Raw genomic sequence first — 22,261 nt, forward strand, 5'->3', positions numbered from 1 at the left:
AGCCTATTCTACTCACACAATGAGTCAATTAACAAACCTATTTGCCTCACAAGACGAGGCAAATAATATCAACAATCGCCTCACCTTGCCAAAATGCTTCTAGCATAAAGGGATTAAGGGATTTATGCTGTTGATTGCCTCTACAAAGCAATACCGACGCAACGCCAGCTTTGCGCTGCCAAAACCGACTCACTGCGATATACTGCCAACGTTGATAAAACACTAATGCTAAACCCAATTAACACACCATCACGACCACGCTGACAAGAATGCTGAGCCCAATCCATGCCTGTTAACCCAACTATTGCCACCCTTCCCGATTCTCAAGGGCATAACCATAGTGAAGATGTGCAGAGCAATCAGCCACAGTGCGATTCGACTAAACCAAATGAAATTAGGCCAAATGCAATTAAGCCAAGCGCAATCGAGCCAAATGCAATTAAGCAAGAATCGGTGGTTGCCGAGCAAAAACAGAAGGTTATTTTTATCGGCTTGCCCCGAACAGGGACGACGAGCGTGAGTGTGGCGCTATTGGAGCAAGGCTTAAAAGTGGCGCATATGGCGTTTACCAAAGAAGCCTTTATGCAAGCTGATGCGATTTCAGATGCACCTTGTTTTAGTGATTTCAAGCAGTTAGATAAACTTTTCCCAGAAGCCAAGTTTGTCTATATTGACCGCGAGTTAGACTCTTGGGTGCCGTCGATGCAGATGTTACTCAGCCGAATGCTGCCACATTTGGACGCCAAAACCGGCCGATTCCACCCAATCATGAAGCGCAGTTTTCGCCATAGCTTTGGTGTTGGTTTGATTGAAAACCCGCAAGATGAACAACATCTTATCGATTGCTATCAGCGCCATAAAACAGAGGTATTGGACTACTTTACGGGTAGACACGACTTCCTCAGTATCGATGTCAGCCGCCAAGGCGCCCTCGGCCAGTTATTAGCATTTATGGGATTAGCCAGCGCCGCAAACCAACAGAACTTTCCTAAACTCAATGTCGGCCGCAATGTCGCCAGTTGGGATGAATATAAACACCCGAATAAGATAAGCGCTAATGCCTCGGGGCCTGAAAAACGTAAGTTCTTCGATTATAAGCTTTAACACCCTAACGGATAGTAAAGCTAATCAGGGGTATTTCGGCGCTTTACCACAGTTAACCAGTCGAGACTCACGCCAGAAATCGCATTAAACCCGCGGATACGGAAGATAAGTTGTAGTAACTGCGGCCGAGGCCTGACTTTGGGTTCGACCGAACGCGGAATAAACCACAGTGTCACAAATGCGCGCAATATGGTCGAAACGAGAAACACCACAAAAATCGGGCTACTGAGCCAAGTATTCCAACCTGACCAGACTAAAAAGTCCGCCGCATGGGAGGCTATCGTGCCACCGACCATGGCTCCCACAAACACCAATCCCGCGCTGAGTGACGCCTGCAGCGCCGCATAGGTGGCAAAATCACTGCGAAAGGGACGAATATCATAAAGGTAATTGGCGGTGCTTAGGGTAAAGCCGCTCCATGCGAGGCCCGAAAATGCCTGAATGAGTAGAATATACAGATAGTTATCCGAGAACAACCACAGCAGCGGCAAGCTTGGGATCATGCAGCTGGTGATAATCATCACCAAACGATTACCAAATTGATCGCTAAATCGCCCCCAAAACCTTAGCGTCACAAACTGAGTGGCTATCGATGCCACGCTCGCGAGTACAAATTCGATATAGCTAAACTTCAAGTCTTCCAACATATACACGGCGAAAAACGGCGCCGATATGGCCACCATCGCCTGCATACTGGCCACAAATAGGCTGTATTGGCGGAAAGTTGTATCCTTCCATGCGCCGCGAAAATTGCGGATGGTTTGGATAAATACGCCCCGCTGCTTGGCTTCGCGCGGATCCGGGTCGTGCATTTGCAATAACAACCAAGCCGAGACAAAACGCCCCATGGCCGCTATCGAAAACAGTAAAGTAAAGCCTAACCAGGCCATTTGCAGCGAATCGGTAAAGGTAAGAATCCCACCGCCAATAAAGAATACGCTTAAGGATGCGCCCATGGTTAAGCGGGTGCGCGCCGCAAAAAAGGCGCCACGGCGACGCTCGGGCACGATAGACCCCATCCAGGCGCGCCAATGGGGTTGAATAAGATTGATAAACCCATGGTATCCCACGGCGAGCCCGATAAATATCCACACAGCATGATCGGGGCGAAAGGCCGCTAACGCGCCCATGCCCAATACCACCAACGCCTGCAAAGCCGCGCAGTAAACGATAAAACTACGACGGGAAAAGTGACTCGCTAACCATACAGAAACCAGCTGTGACATCGCCCCGAAGAGCTGCGGCAAACCGGTAACAAAGCCCATTTGTGCAAGACTGGCACCGAGAAAAATTGCGTAAGCATTGAAAAAGTTATCGCTCGTCGCCGTCATCATCGACGATGCCACGGCTTCCTGCTGCGAGCGGCGCAGAGTGCATCTTAACCAGAGATTTCTAGCACTACGGCGCGAACACGTTAATGCAGTGGGAGCTTCGAGGGTGCCCATTCCAAGCCAAATCCATATGAGACTGAGGGGTTTTGATGTTGCAATTATGTCGTATATAAGCAAAAAACAAAACGCCCCAAATGGGGCGTTTGATTAGGGCGTGTTGACGTTTCAGGGTTAGAAGTAAGCCTGTAACTCGGCTTCTTGATCTAACAGGCTTTGATACAAGGTAAATTGATTCGCGGCCCTATCCAAATTATGGCCCTCACGGTGCACATGGAAATACACGTCACCATTGAGATAATCCGTTAAAAAACGCACGCCAATCATCAAGCAAATCACTCGCGCCCCGAGCCAGAGGCTACGTTTTTCGACCTCAGTTAACACTTCACCCAGCTCACTTAAATAACCACGGCAAATGGCGGCAAAGATGGATTGACGCACTTTAACATTCTCAAGGGCGGTCGAATCTTCGGCTTCAGGCGAGCAGAAGGTACGCACCATATCGCCGAAGTCATACATTAAATGCCCTTTCATGCAGGTATCGAGATCGATAATTGCCATGCTCGACATGTCGCGCTTATCAAACAGCATGTTGTTGATTTTAGTGTCGTTGTGGCAAATACGCAGCGGGAGCTGTGGCGAAATCTCGGCGAGCTCATCTAATAAACTCTGCTGTGATAGGGCGTAATCGACCCAGTTACGGCATAAATCCAACCGCTTAGCCTTATCCTGTTGCACCGCTTGGCGCAGCATTTCCATCCGTCCCGGCAAATGATGGAACTGCGGGATAACATCCTCAAGCTGAGTGGCGTCAAAATCACTCAAAGCACAGGCAAAATGACCAAAGGCCTTAGCCGCCATTTCGGCTTCGGCTTCAGACTTGACCACTTCGATACTTAGACTGTGAGGCAAATAACTGATGGCGCGCCAAAATCCCTGATCACCTAAGTCGATCGCCAGCTCGCCGTCTTGAGTGAGACAAGGGCTCACAACCTGCAAGCCATATTGCTGTTGTAATGCCTTAGCACACAAATGATGGCTAATTTTATCGGCATTACTCACCAATGCCTGCGGCGTCTTAAACACTTGGGTATTAATACGTTGCAGTACTAACTCACCCGTAGGCCAACGCACTAACAAGGTATCGTTAATATGACCATTCCCTAACGCTGAGATTTTTGCTTCGTCGGCTTCAATTCCAAAATGAGGCAACACTGACTGCCTGATGAGTTTAATCACTCAATAACTCCATTAATTTTTGCTTTACCCAGACAGTATCCTGCGGATAGGTCACACCGAGCCAAGGTTCGCTGGCCACATCAACAAACACGGGCACACCTTGCTCAATTCCCGCCTGAACCACGGCGGGCAAATAGCATTCAGATTTAGGCAATTGGCCTTGTTGTTCGATAAATACCGTTAATTCACGTTTAATAACATCAAATATGCTTAGCGAGAAGCCCCAACAGGTCATTGAGACCAGCGACTGTGAAGGAAGCGGTGCTAATCCCTCGGGGCCTTCGCCGATAAAACCATGATCTTGAGCTTGAATATTCAACCATTCGGCGACTGAACGCAGTTGCCCCAGCTCCACTTGGCATAAGCCACGATTCACGCCACCGTGCTCGGACAAGGTCAGCTCAATCGGATAAGCCACCATCATCCAATCGTTAGGTCTTGCGGTTAATCCCTTCGCTAAAGAAGCAAAAGCGCTGTCGCCGTAAAAATCATCGGCATTGATCACCGCCATAGGCCCATTGACACTATCACGGGCGCACCACAGGGCATGTGCCGTTCCCCAGGGCTTTAAACGATAGCTCACATCCGTAAGCTGCGCTTCGTCGGGTAAATCAGTGAGCGACTGATAACAAAAGTGATACTCAAAGTCCGCCGGTAAAAACCGTGTCAACAGCTCGCAGAGTTCCGCTTCCAATTCGGGGCGGATCACCATCACGGCACGCTTAAATCCGCTGCGAATCGCCGACTGTATCGATAACACCAACATGGGTTCGCCCGCAGGGCCGAGGGAGGCCAATTGCTTATCGCCGCCAAAACGACTACCTAGCCCTGCCGCCATAATGACTAAGGTCAAATCTGTATTCATGTGGGATTAATGTTCAGTTCGTATTAAAGATATTTTCCCGAACCTCGCCGCAATCGGCTTTGCGAGCACATTTAAAACAAGATTGGAGAAAAAGAGGAGCAAAAGTGTAATCTACCCCTCTAGTCCTGACTAGAATTTTATCGATTTAACGGGCTAAATAATTACCAAAATTGCGATTAGGCTCTAAAACCGCTTGGCTGCCCTTGAGGCTGAACTTGTAACCACACAAACCAATGCTGCCACGACGGGCCAGATCAGTGATGATACTGGCGGTATCCAGCGGCGTGAAACGCGCCTCCGTTGCCGAATCGTCCAGCAAGTCTACGCTGATAGTGCGATACTCAGTGCCATTATTAAACACCAACGCACTACAACTCTTATCGCCTTTGGCCGTGGCAATAGACCACAGGTTTTGCGGCTTACCACGTTCACCTAACCAGCGAATAATTAACACATCTTGCTCTAACGCCACCGAAAAACCATCGGGCATATCTAAGGTCACACGATCGCTTGCAGCAATAGGCGCCGAGGGCACGACAGGAACAGCCTCCTCAGCCTGTGACTCATCACTATTGGGCCATAATCCCCACACTAACAGCACTAACAATACCGCCCCCACACCGCCGCCGACTGGCAACCAATAACGGCGCTCAAGCTTGGGTAAAGAAGGTAACTTAATAAAACGTCTATAGGGGGCAAAAAACTCAGCCACACCTCTAAACAGCTCTGTCATCGAGCCCGACTCTTTCGCATCGGCGCGGCGACGGCGCACTTCTTCAGCATGCTCTGTATCGTTAAAGGCTGCGGTATCTTCATCGGGATCGAAACGCCATACTGGCTCATCACTGTGCTCGGCAGGGTCGAGCGGTGCCCGTTTAAACTCCGCGCCCTGTAAATCGACTTGGGCTAAATCCACATCGGCGATGTCGATACGGGTTTGCTCGACTCGGCTCTGATTGGCTGGACGAAAATCGGCGTGGCCCTCGAGTAACGCATCTTGCACGACAAAATCAGCAGGATTTTGCGTCATTTTTGTTAACGCATCGAAACGCAGTTCATCTTGGCGCAAGGCATCCAACTCGGCATCCACAACGGGGGAAGCACTCGTTGGTTCAGTATGGGAATAGGTTTCGGCCTCTGTCGATACCGGAATATCCGGCGCAGCATGGGAGACACTGGCATTCTGTGCCGCTGCGGCCTTTGGTGTTAATACGGGCTCGACTCGGCGACGGGGAACGGCCTGCGAGGTTGGGATATCTAGAGCTGGACCATAATAGCCCAAACGATACTCAACTAAGGTGGGAGAAGTTAAACGCGTGCCCCAAAAGGTCGCACCAGCGCCCAAGACCAGCCCAAGAATGGCGACTACGGGCGGCGCAGCCACTATATACAGCGCCAGTAAAATCAGTAGCGGCAGAATAAAGACTGCAACCAAGGCCTTAGGCTTAGCCGCATCATTTAAACGGCGCAGCGCAGTAAGGGCGAGCAAAGGTAAGCCCACCAACGCTAAAAGATACATTAAAAAGTTCGCCCCAAACGCGGCGACAGCCAGTGAAATGCCCAAATACACACCAACACTGATGGCCACAAAGCGGGGACGGGAATCACGCCCATGAAGGCAGAAAAGAGATTTTAACAGCACGACCCTTCCTTTATAGTGAAATAATCCTAGCGCACACGACTCTCAATGTCGCATAGGCACGAGCGTAACGAATTTAGCCGCAATTGTCAGTGCAATAAGACGCTAGATAAGCAAAAATGCTGATTATATCCATCTAAAGCTAAATCAGGCTTAATTCTCAGGCTCTGCAAGGCTTAGGGACGCAGAGATTTTCAGTATCTGATCTTTGAGAGATCATTAAACCGTAAAAATGCACCAACGGCAGCGTTAACTGTCGCAAAACATAAATAGACAACAATTGCTGGCTAACAAGCCCTAGCGTTTTTAAGGTCAAAATCTGTATAATGCTCGGCTTTCTGGGCCCTTCTTGCGTTAACCAACTGGATATTTTGCTCATGACCGCACGCGGAAATTTATTTATTGTTTCAGCCCCGAGTGGTGCTGGTAAATCCTCGCTGATTTCGGCGCTGCTGAAAGACAAACCCGTCGACATGCAGGTTTCAGTGTCGCACACTACCCGTGCGCCTCGCCCTGGCGAAGTGAATGGTCAGCACTACCATTTTGTTAATGTTGAAGAATTTAAAGCACTGATCGCGCAAAATGCCTTTTTCGAGTGGGCCGAAGTGTTCGGTAACTACTATGGCACTTCACGCCACGTCATTGAGCACACTTTGACTCAAGGTATCGATGTTTTCCTCGATATCGACTGGCAAGGCGCCCAGCAAGTCAAAGCCGTGATGCCAGAGGCCATTGGTGTATTTATTCTACCGCCCTCACGGGATGAGCTAGAACGTCGCCTCACTGGCCGTGGCCAAGACAGTCAGGAAGTTATCGCCAGCCGTATGGCACAGGCGGTTTCTGAAATGTCGCACTATAAAGAATATGATTTTATTATCGTCAATGACGATTTTGACACAGCACTGGCCGATCTGCGGGCGATCATTCGCAGCCAACGCTTAACGGGTGCTAGTCAGATCCACGCGCAAAATGATATGCTTAACGATCTGTTGGCAGGCTAACTGCCTTAGTGTACAATTTTGCGTCATTTTTTCCCTAGATAAACTGGAGTTTCAACACATGGCTCGCGTAACTGTAGAAGACGCCGTAGAACAAATCGGCAACCGTTTTGATATGATCCTGGTTGCGGCGCGTCGTGCTCGCCAAATCGCCGTGCAGGGTAAAGACCCTATGGTTGAAGAGATGAACGACAAGCCAACGGTTATCGCCCTGCGTGAAATCGAACTAGGTTTAGTGAATGCTCACACTTTAGATGCTGACGAGCGTCAATCAGTGCGTGAGCGTGAAGCAGCTGAAATCGCAGCTGTTGCAGCCATCGCTGAAGGCCGTTCACTATAAGTCTAATTGAGTCACACCTGTTTGGGTAAAGGAGAGCTGCCACTTGTATCTGTTTGAAGGTCTAAAGGAGTCTGCTTCCGGTTACTTAGAACCTGAACAGGTAGAATTGCTCAAGCAGGCGTACCAAGTTGCGCGTGATGCCCATGAAGGGCAAATGCGCACCAGCGGCGAACCTTATATTACCCATCCGGTTGCGGTTGCCCGCATCCTCGCCGAGATGCGTCTCGATCACGAGACGCTGATGGCTGCTTTGCTGCACGACACCATCGAAGATACCCATGTCACCAAAGAGGACTTGGCCGAACAATTTGGCGAAGCCGTGGCAGAGTTGGTTGAAGGGGTGTCTAAGCTCGACAAGCTGAAATTTCGCGATAAAAAAGAAGCCCAAGCGGAAAACTTTCGCAAAATGATGATGGCAATGACGCAGGATATCCGCGTTATTCTCATCAAGCTTGCCGACCGTACCCACAACATGCGTACCTTAGGTGCACTGCGCCCCGATAAACGCCGCCGCATTGCCCGCGAAACCTTAGAGATTTACGCGCCGATTGCCAACCGACTCGGTATTCACAATATCAAGACGGAGTTAGAGGATTTAGGCTTCCAAGCCTATTATCCGATGCGCTATCGGGTGTTAAAGGAAGTGGTCAAAGCTGCCCGTGGTAACCGTAAAGAACTCATTCAAGGTATTGAAGCTGCGGTATTAACTCGCCTAAACGATGCGGGCATTAAAGGCAAAGTGAAAGGTCGCGAGAAAAACCTCTACTCCATCTATAACAAGATGCAGAGCAAGGAACTCCAGTTCCAAGAGGTGATGGATATCTACGCCTTTCGCGTCATCGTCGACTCCATCGATACTTGCTACCGCGTCCTCGGTGCTATGCACGGCCTGTATAAACCGCGTCCGGGTCGCTTTAAAGATTATATCGCCATCCCAAAAGCCAACGGTTATCAGTCGCTACATACCTCGTTATTCGGCCCACACGGCGTGCCCGTCGAGATCCAAATTCGTACCGAAGATATGGATCAAATGGCCGACAAAGGGGTTGCGGCCCACTGGGCTTACAAAGGCGGTGCCGATGGTCAAGGCACTACCACGCAAGTGCGTGCCCGCAAGTGGATGCAAAGCTTGCTGGAACTGCAACAGAGCGCCAGCACCTCCTTCGAATTCGTGGAAAACGTTAAAACCGAACTCTTCCCCGAAGAGATTTACGTCTTTACCCCCGAAGGTCGCATTTTAGAATTACCGGTTAACGCCACCGCCGTCGACTTTGCCTATGAAGTCCACACCGATGTGGGCAATACCTGTGTCGGCGCCCGCGTTAACCGCCAAGCTTATCCGTTAAGCCAGCCATTAATCTCCGGCCAAACCGTTGAGATCATTACCGCCAAAGGCGCGCGTCCGAATGCCGCTTGGCTTAACTTTGTGGTGACGGGTAAAGCCCGCGCCAAAATCCGCCAAGTGCTTAAGAGCCTAAAAGCAGACGATGCTATCGCCCTTGGCCGCCGTTTGCTAAACCATGCGCTGGGTAAAACCAAGCTCGATAGTATTCCTGCCGAGCAAATTGATAAAGTCGTGCGCGATACCAAGCACGCCAATTTAAATTCCTTACTCGCCGACATCGGTCTTGGCAATGCCATGAGCATAGTCATCGCCCAACGTTTGATTGGCGATAATTTAGAGAATCAAGAGAGCCGCGATTCTCACCTGATGCCAATCCGTGGCGCCGAAGGTATGTTAGTGACCTTCGCCAACTGTTGCCGCCCGATCCCAGGTGATGCGGTGATAGCCCACGTGAGCCAAGGCAAAGGCTTAGTCGTCCACATGGAAAACTGCGCTAACATTCGCGGTTACCAAGGCGAGCCAGATAAATATATTCCCGTACAGTGGGACAATGTCGAAGGCGTCGAATATCAAGCCAATCTGCGGGTGGAAATTGTTAACCACCAAGGCGCGCTGGCGAAGATCACCTCGATTATCGCCGCCGAAGGTTCGAACATTCACAACCTTAGCACCGAAGAGCGCGATGGCCGCGTTTACTTGATTAACCTGCGGATTTCGGTGAAGGACAGGATCCATTTAGCTAACGTGATGCGCCGTATCCGGGTACTGCCCGAGGTGTTACGTACATCCCGTAATCGTTGATCATTACTTTAGAGAGAGCGTCATGGCAGAAAAAATCATTATCGCGACCGAAAACGCCCCAGCGGCAATTGGCACTTATTCTCAAGCGGTTAAAGTCGGCAGCACAGTATATTTATCCGGCCAAATCCCACTAGTGCCAAGCACAATGCAGATCGTGAGCGATGATTTTGAGGCGCAAGTTGTGCAAGTGTTTGAAAACTTAACGGCCGTTTGTACCGCAGCTGGCGGCACGATCAACGATATCGTTAAGCTCAATATCTTCCTAACGGACTTAAGCCACTTCGCAAAAGTGAATGAAATCATGAGCCGTTACTTCAGCCAACCTTACCCTGCTCGCGCCGCTATCGGTGTGAAGCAGCTGCCTAAGGATGCGCAAGTCGAAATGGATGGCGTGATGGAGCTGTAAGCTTCCACCAATTTTACGAGGCGCTTAGGCGCCTTTTTTATTGCCTAATGCACCCGCGGCTCCTGCTCTGACCTGTGATTAAGTTCATTTTCATTTCATACTCAAACGATAGGCTAGTCCGCCAATTTTAAGATTTTACAATCTTGCAAACTATTTGCGTGGCCTCACAAAACTCGCCATACTGGGCACCTATGTTGGGGTTAAAATAACAATAAAGAACAGGGAATTGCCTATGGATAATGCGATTAAGACGCCAGTTGAAATGTTGGCGCACTGGGCGAATACACGTGGGGATGAGATCTATTTGCGCCAGCCCATCAAGGGTCAATACCTTGATTTCACGTGGAATGAAGTGCAAGAAAAAGTGCAGCAACTCGCGGGTGCACTGCGCCATTTAGGCTTAGAGCCGGGCGATAAGATTGCCGTGCTCTCTAAAAACTGCGCCGAATGGTTTATTACCGACCTCGCCTTGATGCACGGCGGCTATATCAGCGTTCCCATCTACCCCACCGCCAATACAGATACTATCCGCTATGTGTTGCAACATAGTGGTGCCAAAGCGATTTTCCTCGGCAAGCTCGACCACTGGGCCGATCAAGAAGCCGGCGTCGGCGGTGAATTACTCCGCCTTGCCATGCCCTATGAGACCATGCCGGCTCAATATCAGTGGGAGCAACTGCTGAAGATGGGCAACCCTCTGATTGAAGCGCCATTACCTGAGCTCGATCAGACCATGACGCTGATTTACACCTCGGGCTCAACGGGCCAACCTAAGGGCGCGATTCAGACGTTTGCCAGCTATGGCTGGACTTGCCAAGCGGTGGTGCGCGATCTGCGTACCAATGGCAACGACAGATTATTGTCCTACTTACCGTTAGCGCATATTACCGAGCGTGTGGCGATCGAAGGCTCATCTTTTTATTCTGGCAGCACAGTCGCCTTCGTCGAAAGCTTAGACTCCTTCGTTGCCGATGTGCAGCGGGCTAAACCTACGGTGTTTTTCTCGGTTCCGCGACTGTGGAGCCTGTTCCAGAAGAACATTATCGACAAGATTGGTGTTGGCAAACTCAATCTATTGCTAAAAATCCCACTAATTAGCAGCCTAGTAAAACACAAGATCCACAAAGGATTAGGACTCAACCATTGCCGCTTACTCGGCTCTGGCTCGGCGCCTATTCCGCCCTCTCTTATTCACTGGTACCACAGCATTGGCTTGGATATCTGCGAAGCCTGGGGTATGACGGAAAACTGTGCTTACTCCATCATCAACTATCCCTTCGATGTGCGCAAAATCGGCACTGTGGGTAAACCCGTGCAGGATTGCCAAATCCGCCAGGGTGAGGACGGCGAACTGCTACTGAAGAGTCCCGGCCTGATGACGGCCTATTATCTGCAACCCGAAGCAACAGCAGCGGCCTTCGATCCCGATGGTTTTTTCCATACTGGCGACCTCTGCGCTATCGATGCCGATGGTTGTGTGACTATCACTGGCCGCGTGAAGGACAACTTTAAAACCGCTAAGGGTAAATACGTCGCTCCAGTGCCAATTGAACGTAAGCTCGCGCAGGATCCCCATGTGGAGCTGATTTGCGTTATTGGTTCTGGTCTGCCGCATCCCGTCGCATTAGTGCAACTTTCCGAGGGCGCGACCTTACAAGCCCGCGAGGAAGTTCGCACATCTTTAAAAGCGACCCTCGATAGCGTGAACCCACATTTAGAGTCCCATGAGCATGTGGATGCGATTGTGGTCGTGAACGAGCCTTGGACCATCGAAAACGATGTGCTAACTCCGACACTGAAGATCAAACGTCATGTGCTCGAGAAGGCATTTAGCGAGCGTGTCGACGGTATTCGCGGTGCGCAAGTACGCTGGGAAGATGAGTTATCTGCAAAATAACCCATCGAATCCTGACGTAATGACACTCACCTCTAAAGCACACCTTTTCGGTGTGCTTTTTTATGACATATTCTGTCAAAGCGTTTGAAAAACACGTATCATGTGCGCCTGTCAGCGTAAGGTGATACACCTTAAATCAATTCACTTAATTAGGTTTAACAGAGTCTAAAATGCTCATTGCACTTTCAATTATCGGCGGCTTTATCATTTTAACCTTAGGCGCAGAAGCCTTAGTCCGTGGCGCGAGCTCCATCGCCCTACGTCTTGGCATTACGCCACTCATCATCGGCTTAACCATTGTGGCCTTTGGTACCAGCGCGCCCGAACTTGCGGTGAGTGTCAAGTCAGCACTGGCAGGCAATAGCGGCATTGCGCTGGGTAACGTGATTGGCTCTAACATCGCCAACATTGGTTTGATTTTGGCGATTACCGCTCTTATTCGCCCGATTCAAGTACAGTCTCAGATGGTAAGACGGGATATCCCCTTGATGATCCTCGCCTCTATGCTGTTTTGGGGATTGTTATTTGATGGCGAACTCAGCCTGATTGACGGCGTGATTTTATTATCACTGCTTGTTGGCTACCTCGTATTCAGCTATTTCAGCTCGAAAAATACCACAGATGCCGATGGCGAAATCATCGAAGAAGGCCCTAAAAACCCATTACTCTCAGTGGCCTTTATTGTCGTGGGTATCGGCATGTTAGTCGGTGGCGGGATTTTATTTGTGAACGGTGCGGTCGATTTAGCTAAAGTTTTTGGCGTGAGTGAAGTCATTATCGGCTTAACCATTGTCGCTATCGGCACCAGCATGCCTGAGCTAGTGACCTCAGTTTTAGCGGCGCTCAAAGGTGAGAGCGATATTGCTATCGGTAACGTGGTTGGCTCTAACCTATTCAACATTCTGGGTATTTTAGGTGTGACTGCGATTGTGCACCCAGTATCAGCCTTAGGTTTCCAATCCTTCGACTTTATCGTGATGCTCGCCCTAGCCGTAGTGATTTTACCCTTCGCGTGGTCGGGACTACGCATCGGTCGCCGTGAAGGTGCCACACTGCTTGTCGCTTACTTAGGCTACATGATTTACCTCGTCAACCAAGCCAGCACCCAAGCCGTCGTTTAACGCGCTGCGCCTTGCCTTACAAAACACCGGAGCTTCTCCGGTGTTTTACTTTTAGGCCTAAGACATGACATTTGTCATGCCCAATTGATGACCTTTGTGCCTGCACTCAGCCCAAGGTATTTCTGATAATGAAGCCGTCCCCAAGCAATGGGTTATCACTTCAATAAGGAAATACCATGAAAACATTCTTACTGTTATCAAGCCTTGCCCTCGCCTGCGCGCCCGTATTCGCGGCTTCCAACTCGAGTATCAATATCGCAGAAGTCGACAAAGCGGCAAGCACCTTGAATATCGAAAAATTACAACAGCTCAGCACGACAACACAGGATTACGAAGCAGCCTATGCCAACTATCGTTTAGCCATCAGCGCCAATGTTATGGGGCAAAAAACCTTGGCGGAACAGGCCTTAACTTCGGCGCAAACCAGCTTAGAAGCCATCAACAATACCCAAGCCGATGCCGAGTCCCTCGCACTATTATCGTCCGTTTACGGCATGCAAATCGCCTTGGATAACAGCAAAGGTGCCGAGCTTGTGAGCAAATCCGCCAATGCCATCGCTCAAGCCGAACAGCTGGCACCGCTTAATCCGCGGGTCGCATTAGTAAAAGCGATTGCCGCCTATAATACGCCCGCCATGTTTGGTGGCAGCATGCAAGTTGCCAAGTCACTCGCCAGCAGCGCCATTGAACGGTTTAATCAACCTTGCGAGGACATATGCTGGGGTGAGGCCGAAGCTTACACTTGGCGCGGACTCGCAAAACAGGAATTAGGCGACGCCCAAGGGGCGATTGAAGATTGGCAACAGGCGCTGCAAGTGGAAAAAGATTATGGTTGGGCTAAGTTTTTACTTCAGCAAAATCAGCAAATAAGTGCAAAATAATCCCAGAACAGGCAAAAGGATTGGCTGACGTTTGCGGCCAATTCTGCCATCAGTAGCCAACTATTGGCCTTAGGCGAAGCGTTATGACTCAACACTCAGTGCAAATAGAACAAAAAATCGCATGGGTTTACCTGATAAACCTGGCGTTTTACCTGATCCCGTTGTTTGTCACGCCCTATCCGAGCTGGCAAATTGGACTCATTTTAGCCGTACTTATTCCCTTTATTTACAGCTACTTTTGGGCCTATCGCTGCCATACTCGTGTGGCTTATCGACCCATCAGCGTCATGCTATTACTGGCGATTGCCATAACACCCATCAATCCTGGCTCTATTTCTCTCTTTACCTTTGCCAGCTTCTTTATTGGCTTCTTCTATCCACTCAGAGTCAGCCTGCTAAGTTGGTTTGGAATTTTGGCTTTATTGTTCTTACTCAACCACTTTAGTCAGTTCAACAATCTGTATTTTCCGCTGTATGGCTCGGCGTTAGTTTTCGGCGTTGGCATGTTGGGGATTGCCGAGCAAAAACGTTATCAACATAGATTAAAGGAGCGACAAAGCGCGCAGGAGATTAGCACCTTAGCGACCATGGTTGAACGGGAGCGTATCGCCAGAGACTTGCACGATATCATGGGACACAGTCTGTCATCGATTGCCCTAAAAGCTGAACTGGCGGAAAAACTGCTCGCCAAACAAGAATATCAATTAGCGACCACTCAGCTGCAGGAGCTAGGACAAATCGCTCGGGAGAGCTTGAGCCAAATAAGGCATACAGTTTCAGATTATAAACATAAAGGGCTGGCCAGCTGCGTCACTCAATTATGTCACTCCCTGAGGGACAAGGGCATCGCGGTGGAGCTGCTAGGCGAGTTACCCAAATTGTCCGCCAGAGCAGAGAGTCAACTCGGTTTAGTGTTAACTGAGCTGGTGAATAATATTCTGCGCCACAGCAGCGCCAGCCAATGCCGCATTCAGTTTCGCGAGCAGGCCGATAGCCTTATCGTCGACGTGCAAGATAACGCCCCAACAAGCCCGATTATCGAGGGTAACGGCCTCACAGGGATCCGCGAGCGCCTCACTAGCCTTGGGGGACATTTAAGCTATGATCTTGAACAGGGATACGCCTTTAGCGTCAGTTTACCTTTGCAGGGAGCAACAGATTAATGCACATTCTTCTCGCGGAAGATCAGGCCATGGTGCGCGGCGCGCTCGCAGCACTGTTAACCCTAGCGGGCGGTTTTACCATTACCCAAGCCAGCAATGGCGATGAAGCCTTAAACCTGCTGAAACAACAACATTTCGATCTACTGCTAACAGATATCGAAATGCCAGGAAGAACAGGTTTGGAGTTGGCAACTTGGCTTAAAGAACAGCATAGCCATACCAAAGTTGTCGTTATTACCACCTTTGGCCGCGCAGGTTATATAAAACGCGCCATTGAAGCAGGCGTGGGTGGCTTTTTACTGAAAGATGCGCCCTCGGAAACCTTAGTCCATGCCATTCAACAAGTGATTGCGGGTAAGCGGATTATCGATCCTGAACTGGCAATCATGGCGATTGGCGATGTCGACCCCCTCAATGATAAAGAGCGCCGCGCCCTACGTTTTGCCAGTGAAGGCAAATCCACCGCCGAGATAGCCGAGATGCTGTTTATTGCCGAAGGCACGGTACGCAACTATTTATCCGAAGCCATTGCCAAACTCAATGCGAGCAACCGAATCGATGCCGCCCGCATCGCCAAGCAAAAAGGTTGGTTATAGCTCTGCTAGTTGTCATAAATGCAGTAAATGCGGTCGAATTTTCCTAAGGCTAAATCATCCCGGTGGATAATAAAATTCAACTGCATCGAGTGCTCACTATAGACGGCTTTGAACAGCACCAGATAATCTTCGGCATTGCCGCCTAATTCAGCCGCAGCGTGGAGTTCGGGGGCTTTATAGCGGCTATCACCATGGCCATTAATGCTGGCGATACCATTGTAATACGGCAGCGGCTGCTCGGGGACCAGCAATGCCCGAAAGTTGGATGACTGCCAGTCGGTATTAGCCCATTGCGATTGAGTGAGAATCTGACCAGGGATAAACCCGTGCTCATTCAATTGTATCAGCTCATAGCCCTTGAGCTGATCTTGCCACTCAGGTACCAATTCATCATCCACAACCGCTAGGGCCTCTAGCACCATAGCTTGTTGCGGTTCAGGTAGCGCTTGTAAACGGGCCTTGGCTAACTTTAATAAATGCGGGTTGTCACTATTAATCATGTCTGTGGCTATCATCTTAATGCTGGCTATTCCCTGAAGTTGATAAGCCGCTTCATACTCATAGTTTGCACATACAGCATCGTCGAACTTAGGTTCGGCAATCGCTTTGCCAGACTTCAGTAGCAGATCTTCAGCGACATAATAGACATGGCCGCGAAGCATTTCCGAGAATCGCCAGCGCTCCAAAAAGAACAACAATCGCCCTTCTCGGGGCAAATAAGATTGAAACGCCTTCAGGTCGCTACAGTTGAGCTGTGCAATAAATTGCATCGGCACACGGAAGGCCTGCGCCGCCTCGTCCCAGTCCCAATCCTGCGACCAGCAATAATGCTCCTCGATATACTCGCGAGTGTGGTCGAATTCCTCAGCGTAAGCATCCAGCATCTCCAATCGCCCAACCAGAGTCACCGGATAATCCATGCCGACAGGTAAATCTGGCAATCCACCTAGTCGGCTGTTACCTAACTGGGCATAGTCTTCGTCTGCACAGGGATAGAGGTCGACACTACTGCGAATAAACGCCGAAAGAACGTTGGCAAGCTTGGGGTCTTTAAACTGTGCCAGCTTTTGCTCGAGTAGCTGCTGACGAATGGGGGAATTTTCTGCTAACAACATATCCATATTTACCTCACTGCTCCAATATTGGCTTTTTATCATTTTTATCAAATATTTGCTATCGCTTAACCGTTCAAACTGCCAACGCTGTCACGCTAACACTAACGCCTGAGTCAGCCGCTTGCGGCTCTGGCGGACAGCGATCCAGTGAATTGAAAACCCTTAGGCGAATTACTGCTACACTCAAATTCTGCGCAAAAAGATCAACAAAAGGATTTGTTTATGGCGATAGCCTGCGTGCATACCCGAGCCAGTTGCGGTGTTGAGGCTCCAGAAGTCATAGTGGAAGTGCATCTCAGTAATGGTCTACCCGCCTTTAATCTGGTGGGCTTACCCGAAGCCTCGGTCAAAGAAGCGCGCGAGCGTGTACGCAGCGCCTTGATTAATGCGGGATTTGAATTCCCCATGCGGCGGATAACGGTTAATCTCGCGCCGGCGGACTTACCTAAACAAGGGGGTCGTTACGATTTGCCCATCGCCATAGGCATTCTGGCGGCTTCGGAGCAAATCCCCGCCAGCAGCCTTAAAAATACCGAATTTGTCGGCGAGCTCGCACTCTCGGGGCAGATACGCCATTGCCAAGGATTACTGCCCGCCATCATTGCGGCTAAACGCCATAATAATCAGTTAATTCTTCCCTTAGAGAATCGCCACGATGCCGAGCTTGTGGGCTATCACGGGGTCTATTTTGCTTCCCATTTGCAAAGCCTAGCCGCATTTCTCCACGGACAAGCGCCATTGCCTATGCTCGAACAACAGCTCGAATGGATTAGCGATGAGGCGCCAACCACCCAGCCTTGCCTGAGCGATGTCATAGGCCAGTATCAAGCTAAACAAGCCCTCGAAATCGCCGCGGCCGGAAACCATAACCTGTTGATGCTAGGTCCGCCGGGCACGGGTAAAACCATGTTAGCCAGCCGAATTATGGCGCTACTGCCCATACTCAATTACGAAGAGGCATTAGAGGTAGCCGCCATCCATTCGGTGGCGGGCATTAATATCAAACCGCAGGATTTTCTAAAGCGGCCATTTCGCGCGCCGCACCATACCAGTTCGTCCATCTCCTTGGTCGGCGGAGGCAGCATTCCCAAACCGGGGGAAATCTCCCTCGCCCATCGCGGCGTGTTGTTTTTGGATGAAGTCGCCGAGTTCCCCCGTAAGGTGCTCGATTGCCTGCGTGAACCCATGGAAACGGGTGAAGTAGTGATCTCCCGCGCTGCCGCTAAGTTAACCTTTTTGAGCCGCTTTCAGTTGATCGCCGCCATGAATCCCAGCCCAAGCGGCGATATTGAAGGGGCGAACCGCGCCACACCCGATCAGGTTCAGCGTTATCTCGCTAGACTCTCGGGGCCCTTTTTAGATAGGTTCGACCTCACCATCGAAGTCCCAAAACTCCCCGCGGGCACACTCACACAACCAACAACGACCAGCGAAACCAGTGATGAAATCGCTAAGCGAGTCAAACGCGCCCGCGATAGCCAACTGGCGCGAGCAGGCGTGCTCAACAGTGAACTCTCGGGAAAACAGCTAAAACAATTCGGCGGCCTTAGCGACGCCGACTTAGGCTTTTTAGAACAGAGTGTCGTCAAGCTCGGGTTATCCGTTCGCAGCTTCCATCGCATTCAACGTGTTGCCCGCACCATTGCCGATCTGGAGCAAGCACCCAATATCGAACGGCGCCACCTCGCCCAAGCCTTAGGTTATCGCGCCATGGACAAACTATTAGCCCGCTTATCCCAGCAGTATTGAGGCTCAAAATGTTAACAAATGCCCCGACCAGCTGCCGTAAGATTGAGCCAAACGCCGACACCGAGTAACATAGGCCTCCAATTTTTATCAGGAGGCACTAATGGGGACGCTGTTTTCACAATTAAAAGGCTGCATTGCCTTCTTAGGCTATGTCGTGAATACCTTGTTTTGGGTGATACCTATAGTGCTCGGCAGCCTGATAAAGCTTATCCCTCTGCCGCCACTGAGAACGGCCATCAGCTACTTTCTCGACTTTTGCGCGAGTGCCTGGATCAGCGTCAATGGCGTGATTGAACGAGTGCTGCACCCAGTCGACGTCGAACTCACGGGTGACACCCAATTCTCGACCAAAGAATGGTATATGGTGATTGCTAACCATCAGTCCTGGGTAGATATTTTAATCCTGCAACGGGTGTTTAACCGCCGCATTCCCTTCCTGAAGTTCTTCCTCAAACAGGAACTGCTTTATGTGCCAGTATTAGGACTGGCATGGTGGGCATTAGACTTTCCCTTTATGCGCCGCTATAGCACGGCACAGCTGAAGAAAAATCCAAAGCTTAAGGGAAAAGATATTGAAATTACACGTAAAGCCTGCGCGAAATTTAAGACAAAACCCGTCAGTGTGATGAACTTTGTCGAGGGCACGCGCTTTACTAAGGCTAAACATAAAAAGCAAAACTCACAGTTCCAACATCTGTTAAAACCCAAAGCGGGTGGCATGGCCTTCGCGCTATCGGCGATGGGAGAACAGATCCACAAGTTAGTGGATGTTGCGATTTACTACCCAGGCCCAGTCCCTAGCTTTTGGGACTACCTGACAGGCAAGCTGCCAAAGGTTAAAGTACACATCAAAGTGAGTGATATCGCGCCGGACATGCGTGGCGACTACATGAATGACCGTGATTTCAAAATTGGCTTCCAAGAACAATTGAACGACATTTGGCTCGCTAAAGACCAAGTGCTCAGCCAACTGGCGGACCAAGAAGTAAGGTAAAACCTCTATGTTGAATTTCCTTCCCGGCCCAGTACTGTTTATTCTCAGTCTGAGCCTGCTGATCATTAACACCGCCCTTTGGGGAACCTTGGTTTGCCTCGGTGGTTTAGTGAAAATGCTGATGCCAGTGCCAAGTGCACGCAACGCCGTAACAGCACTGATGAACCGTTTTATGTGGGCATGGGCGAGCTGCAATGGTGGCATTTTATATTTGATTGCCAAAATCGAGTGGGATGTCCAAGGCCTCGAAGGATTGGATAAAAACGGCTGGTACTTGTTAATCAGTAACCACCTCAGTGGCTTTGATATTGCCGCGCAGACCTATTTGCTGCGTAACCATATTCCTATGCTGAAGTTCTTCCTCAAGAAAGAGCTGATCTATGTGCCTATTATGGGCCTAGGTTGCTGGGCGCTCGACATGCCCTTTATGGACAGAACCAGCCCGGCAAAACTTAAGAAAAATCCAAAGCTTAAGGGTAAGGATTTAGCCACCACTCGCCGCGCCTGTGAGAAGTTTAAAAATATGCCCACCTCGATCATTAACTATGTTGAGGGCAGCCGCTTTACCCAAGATAAGCGCCAGCGTCAGGATTCACCTTACCGCCATTTACTGCGTCCTAAGGCGGGCGGTATTGCCTTTACCCTGTCAGCCATGGGTGAGCAATTTACCAATTTGTTGGATGTAACCTTAGTGTATCCCGATGCACCGGATGATGTGTTATTCGGCGTGATGAACGGCAAAGTGCGTAAGATTGTGGTGCGAGTTCGCGCCTTACCAGTACCGCAAGTCGATGCGACTCGTTACTTTGCCGAATCCGAGTATCGCGTCGAGTTTCAGCGTTGGTTAAACCAAATTTGGGTCGAGAAGGACGAGCAAATCGATGCGCTATTACTGCAACATCGACAACTCACGGATAGCGCCACCAGCACCCATACACAGCTTCACTAATACAGATTTACGAATACAGCTTCACTGACGTAAAGTGAGTCGATAGCGGGTTAGGCTTACCTAGCCCGCTGAGTCCGCCTCAAGCTGTGCCAGCCTCGTTGCCGCTTGCGCTAATTCCGTTTCATTAAACACGCTCACACCCGCTGCCTGCAGTAATTCCGCCGTTATTCCCTGTCCTGCGATTAAACGTTTACTGAAGGTGCCATCATAAATATGTTGATTGCCACAGGAAGGACTACGCGCCTTTAAAATCGCCACCTGAATGCCCTGCTCCTGAACTAGAACAAGTGCCTTTTGTGCTCCCAGCCTAAAGGCCGCTGTTACATCTTCACCCTGCGCCGTTAGCACTAGCTCGCCGACACGTTCGGCCGCAGGCCTTGGTGTGGGTAATCCGCCCGCACATTCAGGACAAAACGCCACTATGCGGCCTTCTCGCTGCCATCGCTGCATCCACTCGTCTTGCAGCAGATTATGACCACCGTCATAACGTACCGCCAGCCCGAGCAAACAACTGCTAATGAGGATTTTCTCCATATTGTCCCCCTAATGCCTTAACCCCGAGAGCCTTAACCCTATGAGTGCCAACCAATACCTTCTCAGCATTGTACTCAATAAGTCGCAATGGGGTAAAAGCTGCGTTTTATAGCACTATCGGCTCACACGCCAAACTCAAAATTGTCGACAATTATTAATTATAAAATAGAGAAGATAAAATTATTAAAATCAACAAAAATACAAAATAACAAACAAATACAATAATTAATATTTAAAAGACAAAAATATAGACTTACGTCTAAGTAAACAGATTGTTGACAATAATCTTTATCGGGACTATTTTTTACCCATTGTCGACAATCCAGCAATCAACGAGTGATGCGAAGTATGTTGAAGCAAGAGACCATATTCCCCACAGATGACACACAAAGCTCAGTGGCTCATGCTGCGACGAGCACAACGAATAAGGTGAAATCCCTCGCCAGCGAAAAATCGTCGACCACCTTAGCCGATCAAATTTTGGTGCAAATACAAACCAGCATCATCAAGGGCGAACTGCCTCCGGGCAGTAAGATCAACGAGCAAACCCTCGCCGAAAAATATGGTATCAGCCGCGGCCCAACCCGTGAGGCGCTGCAAACCTTAGAAAGACAACGCCTCGTTGTCCGCGCCCCTCATGTAGGAGCCCGAGTCGCCCAGCTCACCGTGAGCGAGTTAAACGATTTATATCAATTACGTAGCGTGCTCGAAGGCATGGCCTGCGAACTTGCCGCCAGCCGAATTACCCCAGAACAGCTAGCCAAGTTAGAAGACCTGCTCGCCGTGCAAGAAACCGCGCTGGCCAATGGCGATACCTATTTCCAAGAGGAAGGCGATGTCGACTTCCACTACCAAATCATCCAAGCCAGCGGCAATAAGCATCTGCAAGAAACCTTAATTGGCGGGCTCTACCACCTGCTGCGGATGTACCGCTATCAGTGCACCAACAAGAATCGCCCAGTAAAAGCCATTGCCGAACATAGACGTATCGTCGAGGCCATCGCCCAGCGTGATGGAGAACTCGCCAGTCTGTTGATGCGTCGCCATATTGAGCAAGGCCGTAAAAATACCGAATTACGCTTGATTGAATTACAAGCTAACGCCGCCGCGAAAGAAACCTTAGCCAATATTAACTAA

The 22,261-nt window shown here is 49.9% G+C and carries 21 protein-coding genes; 14 read left to right on the top strand and 7 right to left on the bottom strand.

The features are described from left to right. Positions 1-46: 46 nt before the first annotated feature. Positions 47-238: a hypothetical protein gene (locus SHEWANA3_RS19885; protein WP_041412830.1), complete on the bottom strand. Its 192-nt coding sequence runs from the start codon at positions 236-238 to the stop codon at positions 47-49. A gap of 47 nt (positions 239-285) precedes the next feature. Here SHEWANA3_RS19885 and SHEWANA3_RS19890 point away from each other — a divergent pair, with 47 nt between their 5' ends. Continuing rightward, the gene (locus SHEWANA3_RS19890; RefSeq protein ID WP_011718546.1) at positions 286-1,104 is read left to right on the top strand and encodes a sulfotransferase family protein; all 819 of its coding nucleotides are present in this window, start codon (positions 286-288) and stop codon (positions 1,102-1,104) included. Positions 1,105-1,124: 20 nt separating this feature from the next. Here SHEWANA3_RS19890 and SHEWANA3_RS19895 read toward each other — a convergent pair whose 3' ends face one another. From SHEWANA3_RS19895 to SHEWANA3_RS19910, 4 genes are all read right to left on the bottom strand, one after another. After that, positions 1,125-2,549, bottom strand: coding sequence for an MFS transporter (locus SHEWANA3_RS19895; RefSeq protein ID WP_041412832.1), 1,425 nt, complete (start codon positions 2,547-2,549; stop codon positions 1,125-1,127). A 117-nt stretch (positions 2,550-2,666) separates the two neighbouring features. Further along, positions 2,667-3,731, bottom strand: coding sequence for an aminoglycoside phosphotransferase family protein (locus SHEWANA3_RS19900; RefSeq protein ID WP_011718548.1), 1,065 nt, complete (start codon positions 3,729-3,731; stop codon positions 2,667-2,669). Then, positions 3,724-4,596: an NTP transferase domain-containing protein gene (locus SHEWANA3_RS19905; RefSeq protein WP_011718549.1), complete on the bottom strand. Its 873-nt coding sequence runs from the start codon at positions 4,594-4,596 to the stop codon at positions 3,724-3,726. The genes SHEWANA3_RS19900 and SHEWANA3_RS19905 overlap by 8 nt, the downstream gene beginning before the upstream one ends. Before the next feature lie 145 nt (positions 4,597-4,741). Beyond that, on the bottom strand, positions 4,742-6,238 hold the full coding sequence (locus SHEWANA3_RS19910; protein WP_011718550.1) for a hypothetical protein: 1,497 nt from the start codon (positions 6,236-6,238) through the stop codon (positions 4,742-4,744). Positions 6,239-6,612: 374 nt separating this feature from the next. Here SHEWANA3_RS19910 and gmk point away from each other — a divergent pair, with 374 nt between their 5' ends. The 9 genes from gmk (at position 6,613) to SHEWANA3_RS19955 (ending at position 15,783) form a co-directional block, all read left to right on the top strand. Then, entirely contained in the window at positions 6,613-7,236 is a 624-nt protein-coding gene (gene gmk / locus SHEWANA3_RS19915; protein ID WP_011718551.1) for a guanylate kinase, read from the top strand. Positions 7,237-7,294: 58 nt separating this feature from the next. Beyond that, positions 7,295-7,573: a DNA-directed RNA polymerase subunit omega gene (gene rpoZ, locus SHEWANA3_RS19920; protein ID WP_011624339.1), complete on the top strand. Its 279-nt coding sequence runs from the start codon at positions 7,295-7,297 to the stop codon at positions 7,571-7,573. Between the two features lie 43 nt (positions 7,574-7,616). Further along, a complete protein-coding gene (gene spoT, locus SHEWANA3_RS19925) occupies positions 7,617-9,719 on the top strand; it encodes a bifunctional GTP diphosphokinase/guanosine-3',5'-bis pyrophosphate 3'-pyrophosphohydrolase (protein WP_011718552.1) in 2,103 nt (700 codons plus the stop codon). Between the two features lie 22 nt (positions 9,720-9,741). Further along, positions 9,742-10,125, top strand: coding sequence for a RidA family protein (locus SHEWANA3_RS19930; RefSeq protein ID WP_011718553.1), 384 nt, complete (start codon positions 9,742-9,744; stop codon positions 10,123-10,125). A gap of 232 nt (positions 10,126-10,357) precedes the next feature. Then, entirely contained in the window at positions 10,358-12,022 is a 1,665-nt protein-coding gene (locus tag SHEWANA3_RS19935) for an AMP-binding protein (RefSeq protein WP_011718554.1), read from the top strand. Positions 12,023-12,192: 170 nt separating this feature from the next. Further along, the gene (locus SHEWANA3_RS19940) at positions 12,193-13,143 is read left to right on the top strand and encodes a calcium/sodium antiporter (protein ID WP_011718555.1); all 951 of its coding nucleotides are present in this window, start codon (positions 12,193-12,195) and stop codon (positions 13,141-13,143) included. A 176-nt stretch (positions 13,144-13,319) separates the two neighbouring features. Further along, positions 13,320-14,024, top strand: coding sequence for a hypothetical protein (locus SHEWANA3_RS19945; RefSeq protein ID WP_011718556.1), 705 nt, complete (start codon positions 13,320-13,322; stop codon positions 14,022-14,024). An 83-nt stretch (positions 14,025-14,107) separates the two neighbouring features. Continuing rightward, positions 14,108-15,187, top strand: a complete 1,080-nt coding sequence (locus SHEWANA3_RS19950; RefSeq protein WP_011718557.1) for a sensor histidine kinase — start codon at positions 14,108-14,110, stop codon at positions 15,185-15,187. Beyond that, the gene (locus SHEWANA3_RS19955) at positions 15,187-15,783 is read left to right on the top strand and encodes a response regulator transcription factor (RefSeq protein ID WP_011624346.1); all 597 of its coding nucleotides are present in this window, start codon (positions 15,187-15,189) and stop codon (positions 15,781-15,783) included. Before SHEWANA3_RS19950 ends, SHEWANA3_RS19955 begins: the two co-directional genes overlap by 1 nt. A 5-nt stretch (positions 15,784-15,788) precedes the next feature. On the opposite strand, the gene SHEWANA3_RS19960 is transcribed toward SHEWANA3_RS19955, so the two are convergent. After that, on the bottom strand, positions 15,789-16,904 hold the full coding sequence (locus SHEWANA3_RS19960; RefSeq protein WP_011718558.1) for a DUF1963 domain-containing protein: 1,116 nt from the start codon (positions 16,902-16,904) through the stop codon (positions 15,789-15,791). Between the two features lie 216 nt (positions 16,905-17,120). On the opposite strand from SHEWANA3_RS19960, the gene SHEWANA3_RS19965 reads away from it, so the two are divergent. The 3 genes from SHEWANA3_RS19965 (at position 17,121) to SHEWANA3_RS19975 (ending at position 20,590) form a co-directional block, all read left to right on the top strand. Next, on the top strand, positions 17,121-18,647 hold the full coding sequence (locus tag SHEWANA3_RS19965) for a YifB family Mg chelatase-like AAA ATPase (RefSeq protein WP_011718559.1): 1,527 nt from the start codon (positions 17,121-17,123) through the stop codon (positions 18,645-18,647). Between the two features lie 100 nt (positions 18,648-18,747). Next, on the top strand, positions 18,748-19,641 hold the full coding sequence (locus SHEWANA3_RS19970; protein WP_011718560.1) for an acyltransferase: 894 nt from the start codon (positions 18,748-18,750) through the stop codon (positions 19,639-19,641). A 7-nt stretch (positions 19,642-19,648) separates the two neighbouring features. After that, complete coding sequence (locus SHEWANA3_RS19975) at positions 19,649-20,590, top strand: acyltransferase (protein WP_011718561.1); 942 nt, start codon at positions 19,649-19,651, stop codon at positions 20,588-20,590. A 60-nt stretch (positions 20,591-20,650) separates the two neighbouring features. On the opposite strand, the gene SHEWANA3_RS19980 is transcribed toward SHEWANA3_RS19975, so the two are convergent. Beyond that, on the bottom strand, positions 20,651-21,124 hold the full coding sequence (locus SHEWANA3_RS19980; protein ID WP_011718562.1) for a DUF523 domain-containing protein: 474 nt from the start codon (positions 21,122-21,124) through the stop codon (positions 20,651-20,653). Between the two features lie 348 nt (positions 21,125-21,472). On the opposite strand from SHEWANA3_RS19980, the gene SHEWANA3_RS19985 reads away from it, so the two are divergent. After that, the gene (locus tag SHEWANA3_RS19985) at positions 21,473-22,261 is read left to right on the top strand and encodes a GntR family transcriptional regulator (protein ID WP_011718563.1); all 789 of its coding nucleotides are present in this window, start codon (positions 21,473-21,475) and stop codon (positions 22,259-22,261) included.

The sequence above is a fragment of the Shewanella sp. ANA-3 genome, assembly GCF_000203935.1.
Classification (GTDB): Bacteria; Pseudomonadota; Gammaproteobacteria; order Enterobacterales; family Shewanellaceae; genus Shewanella.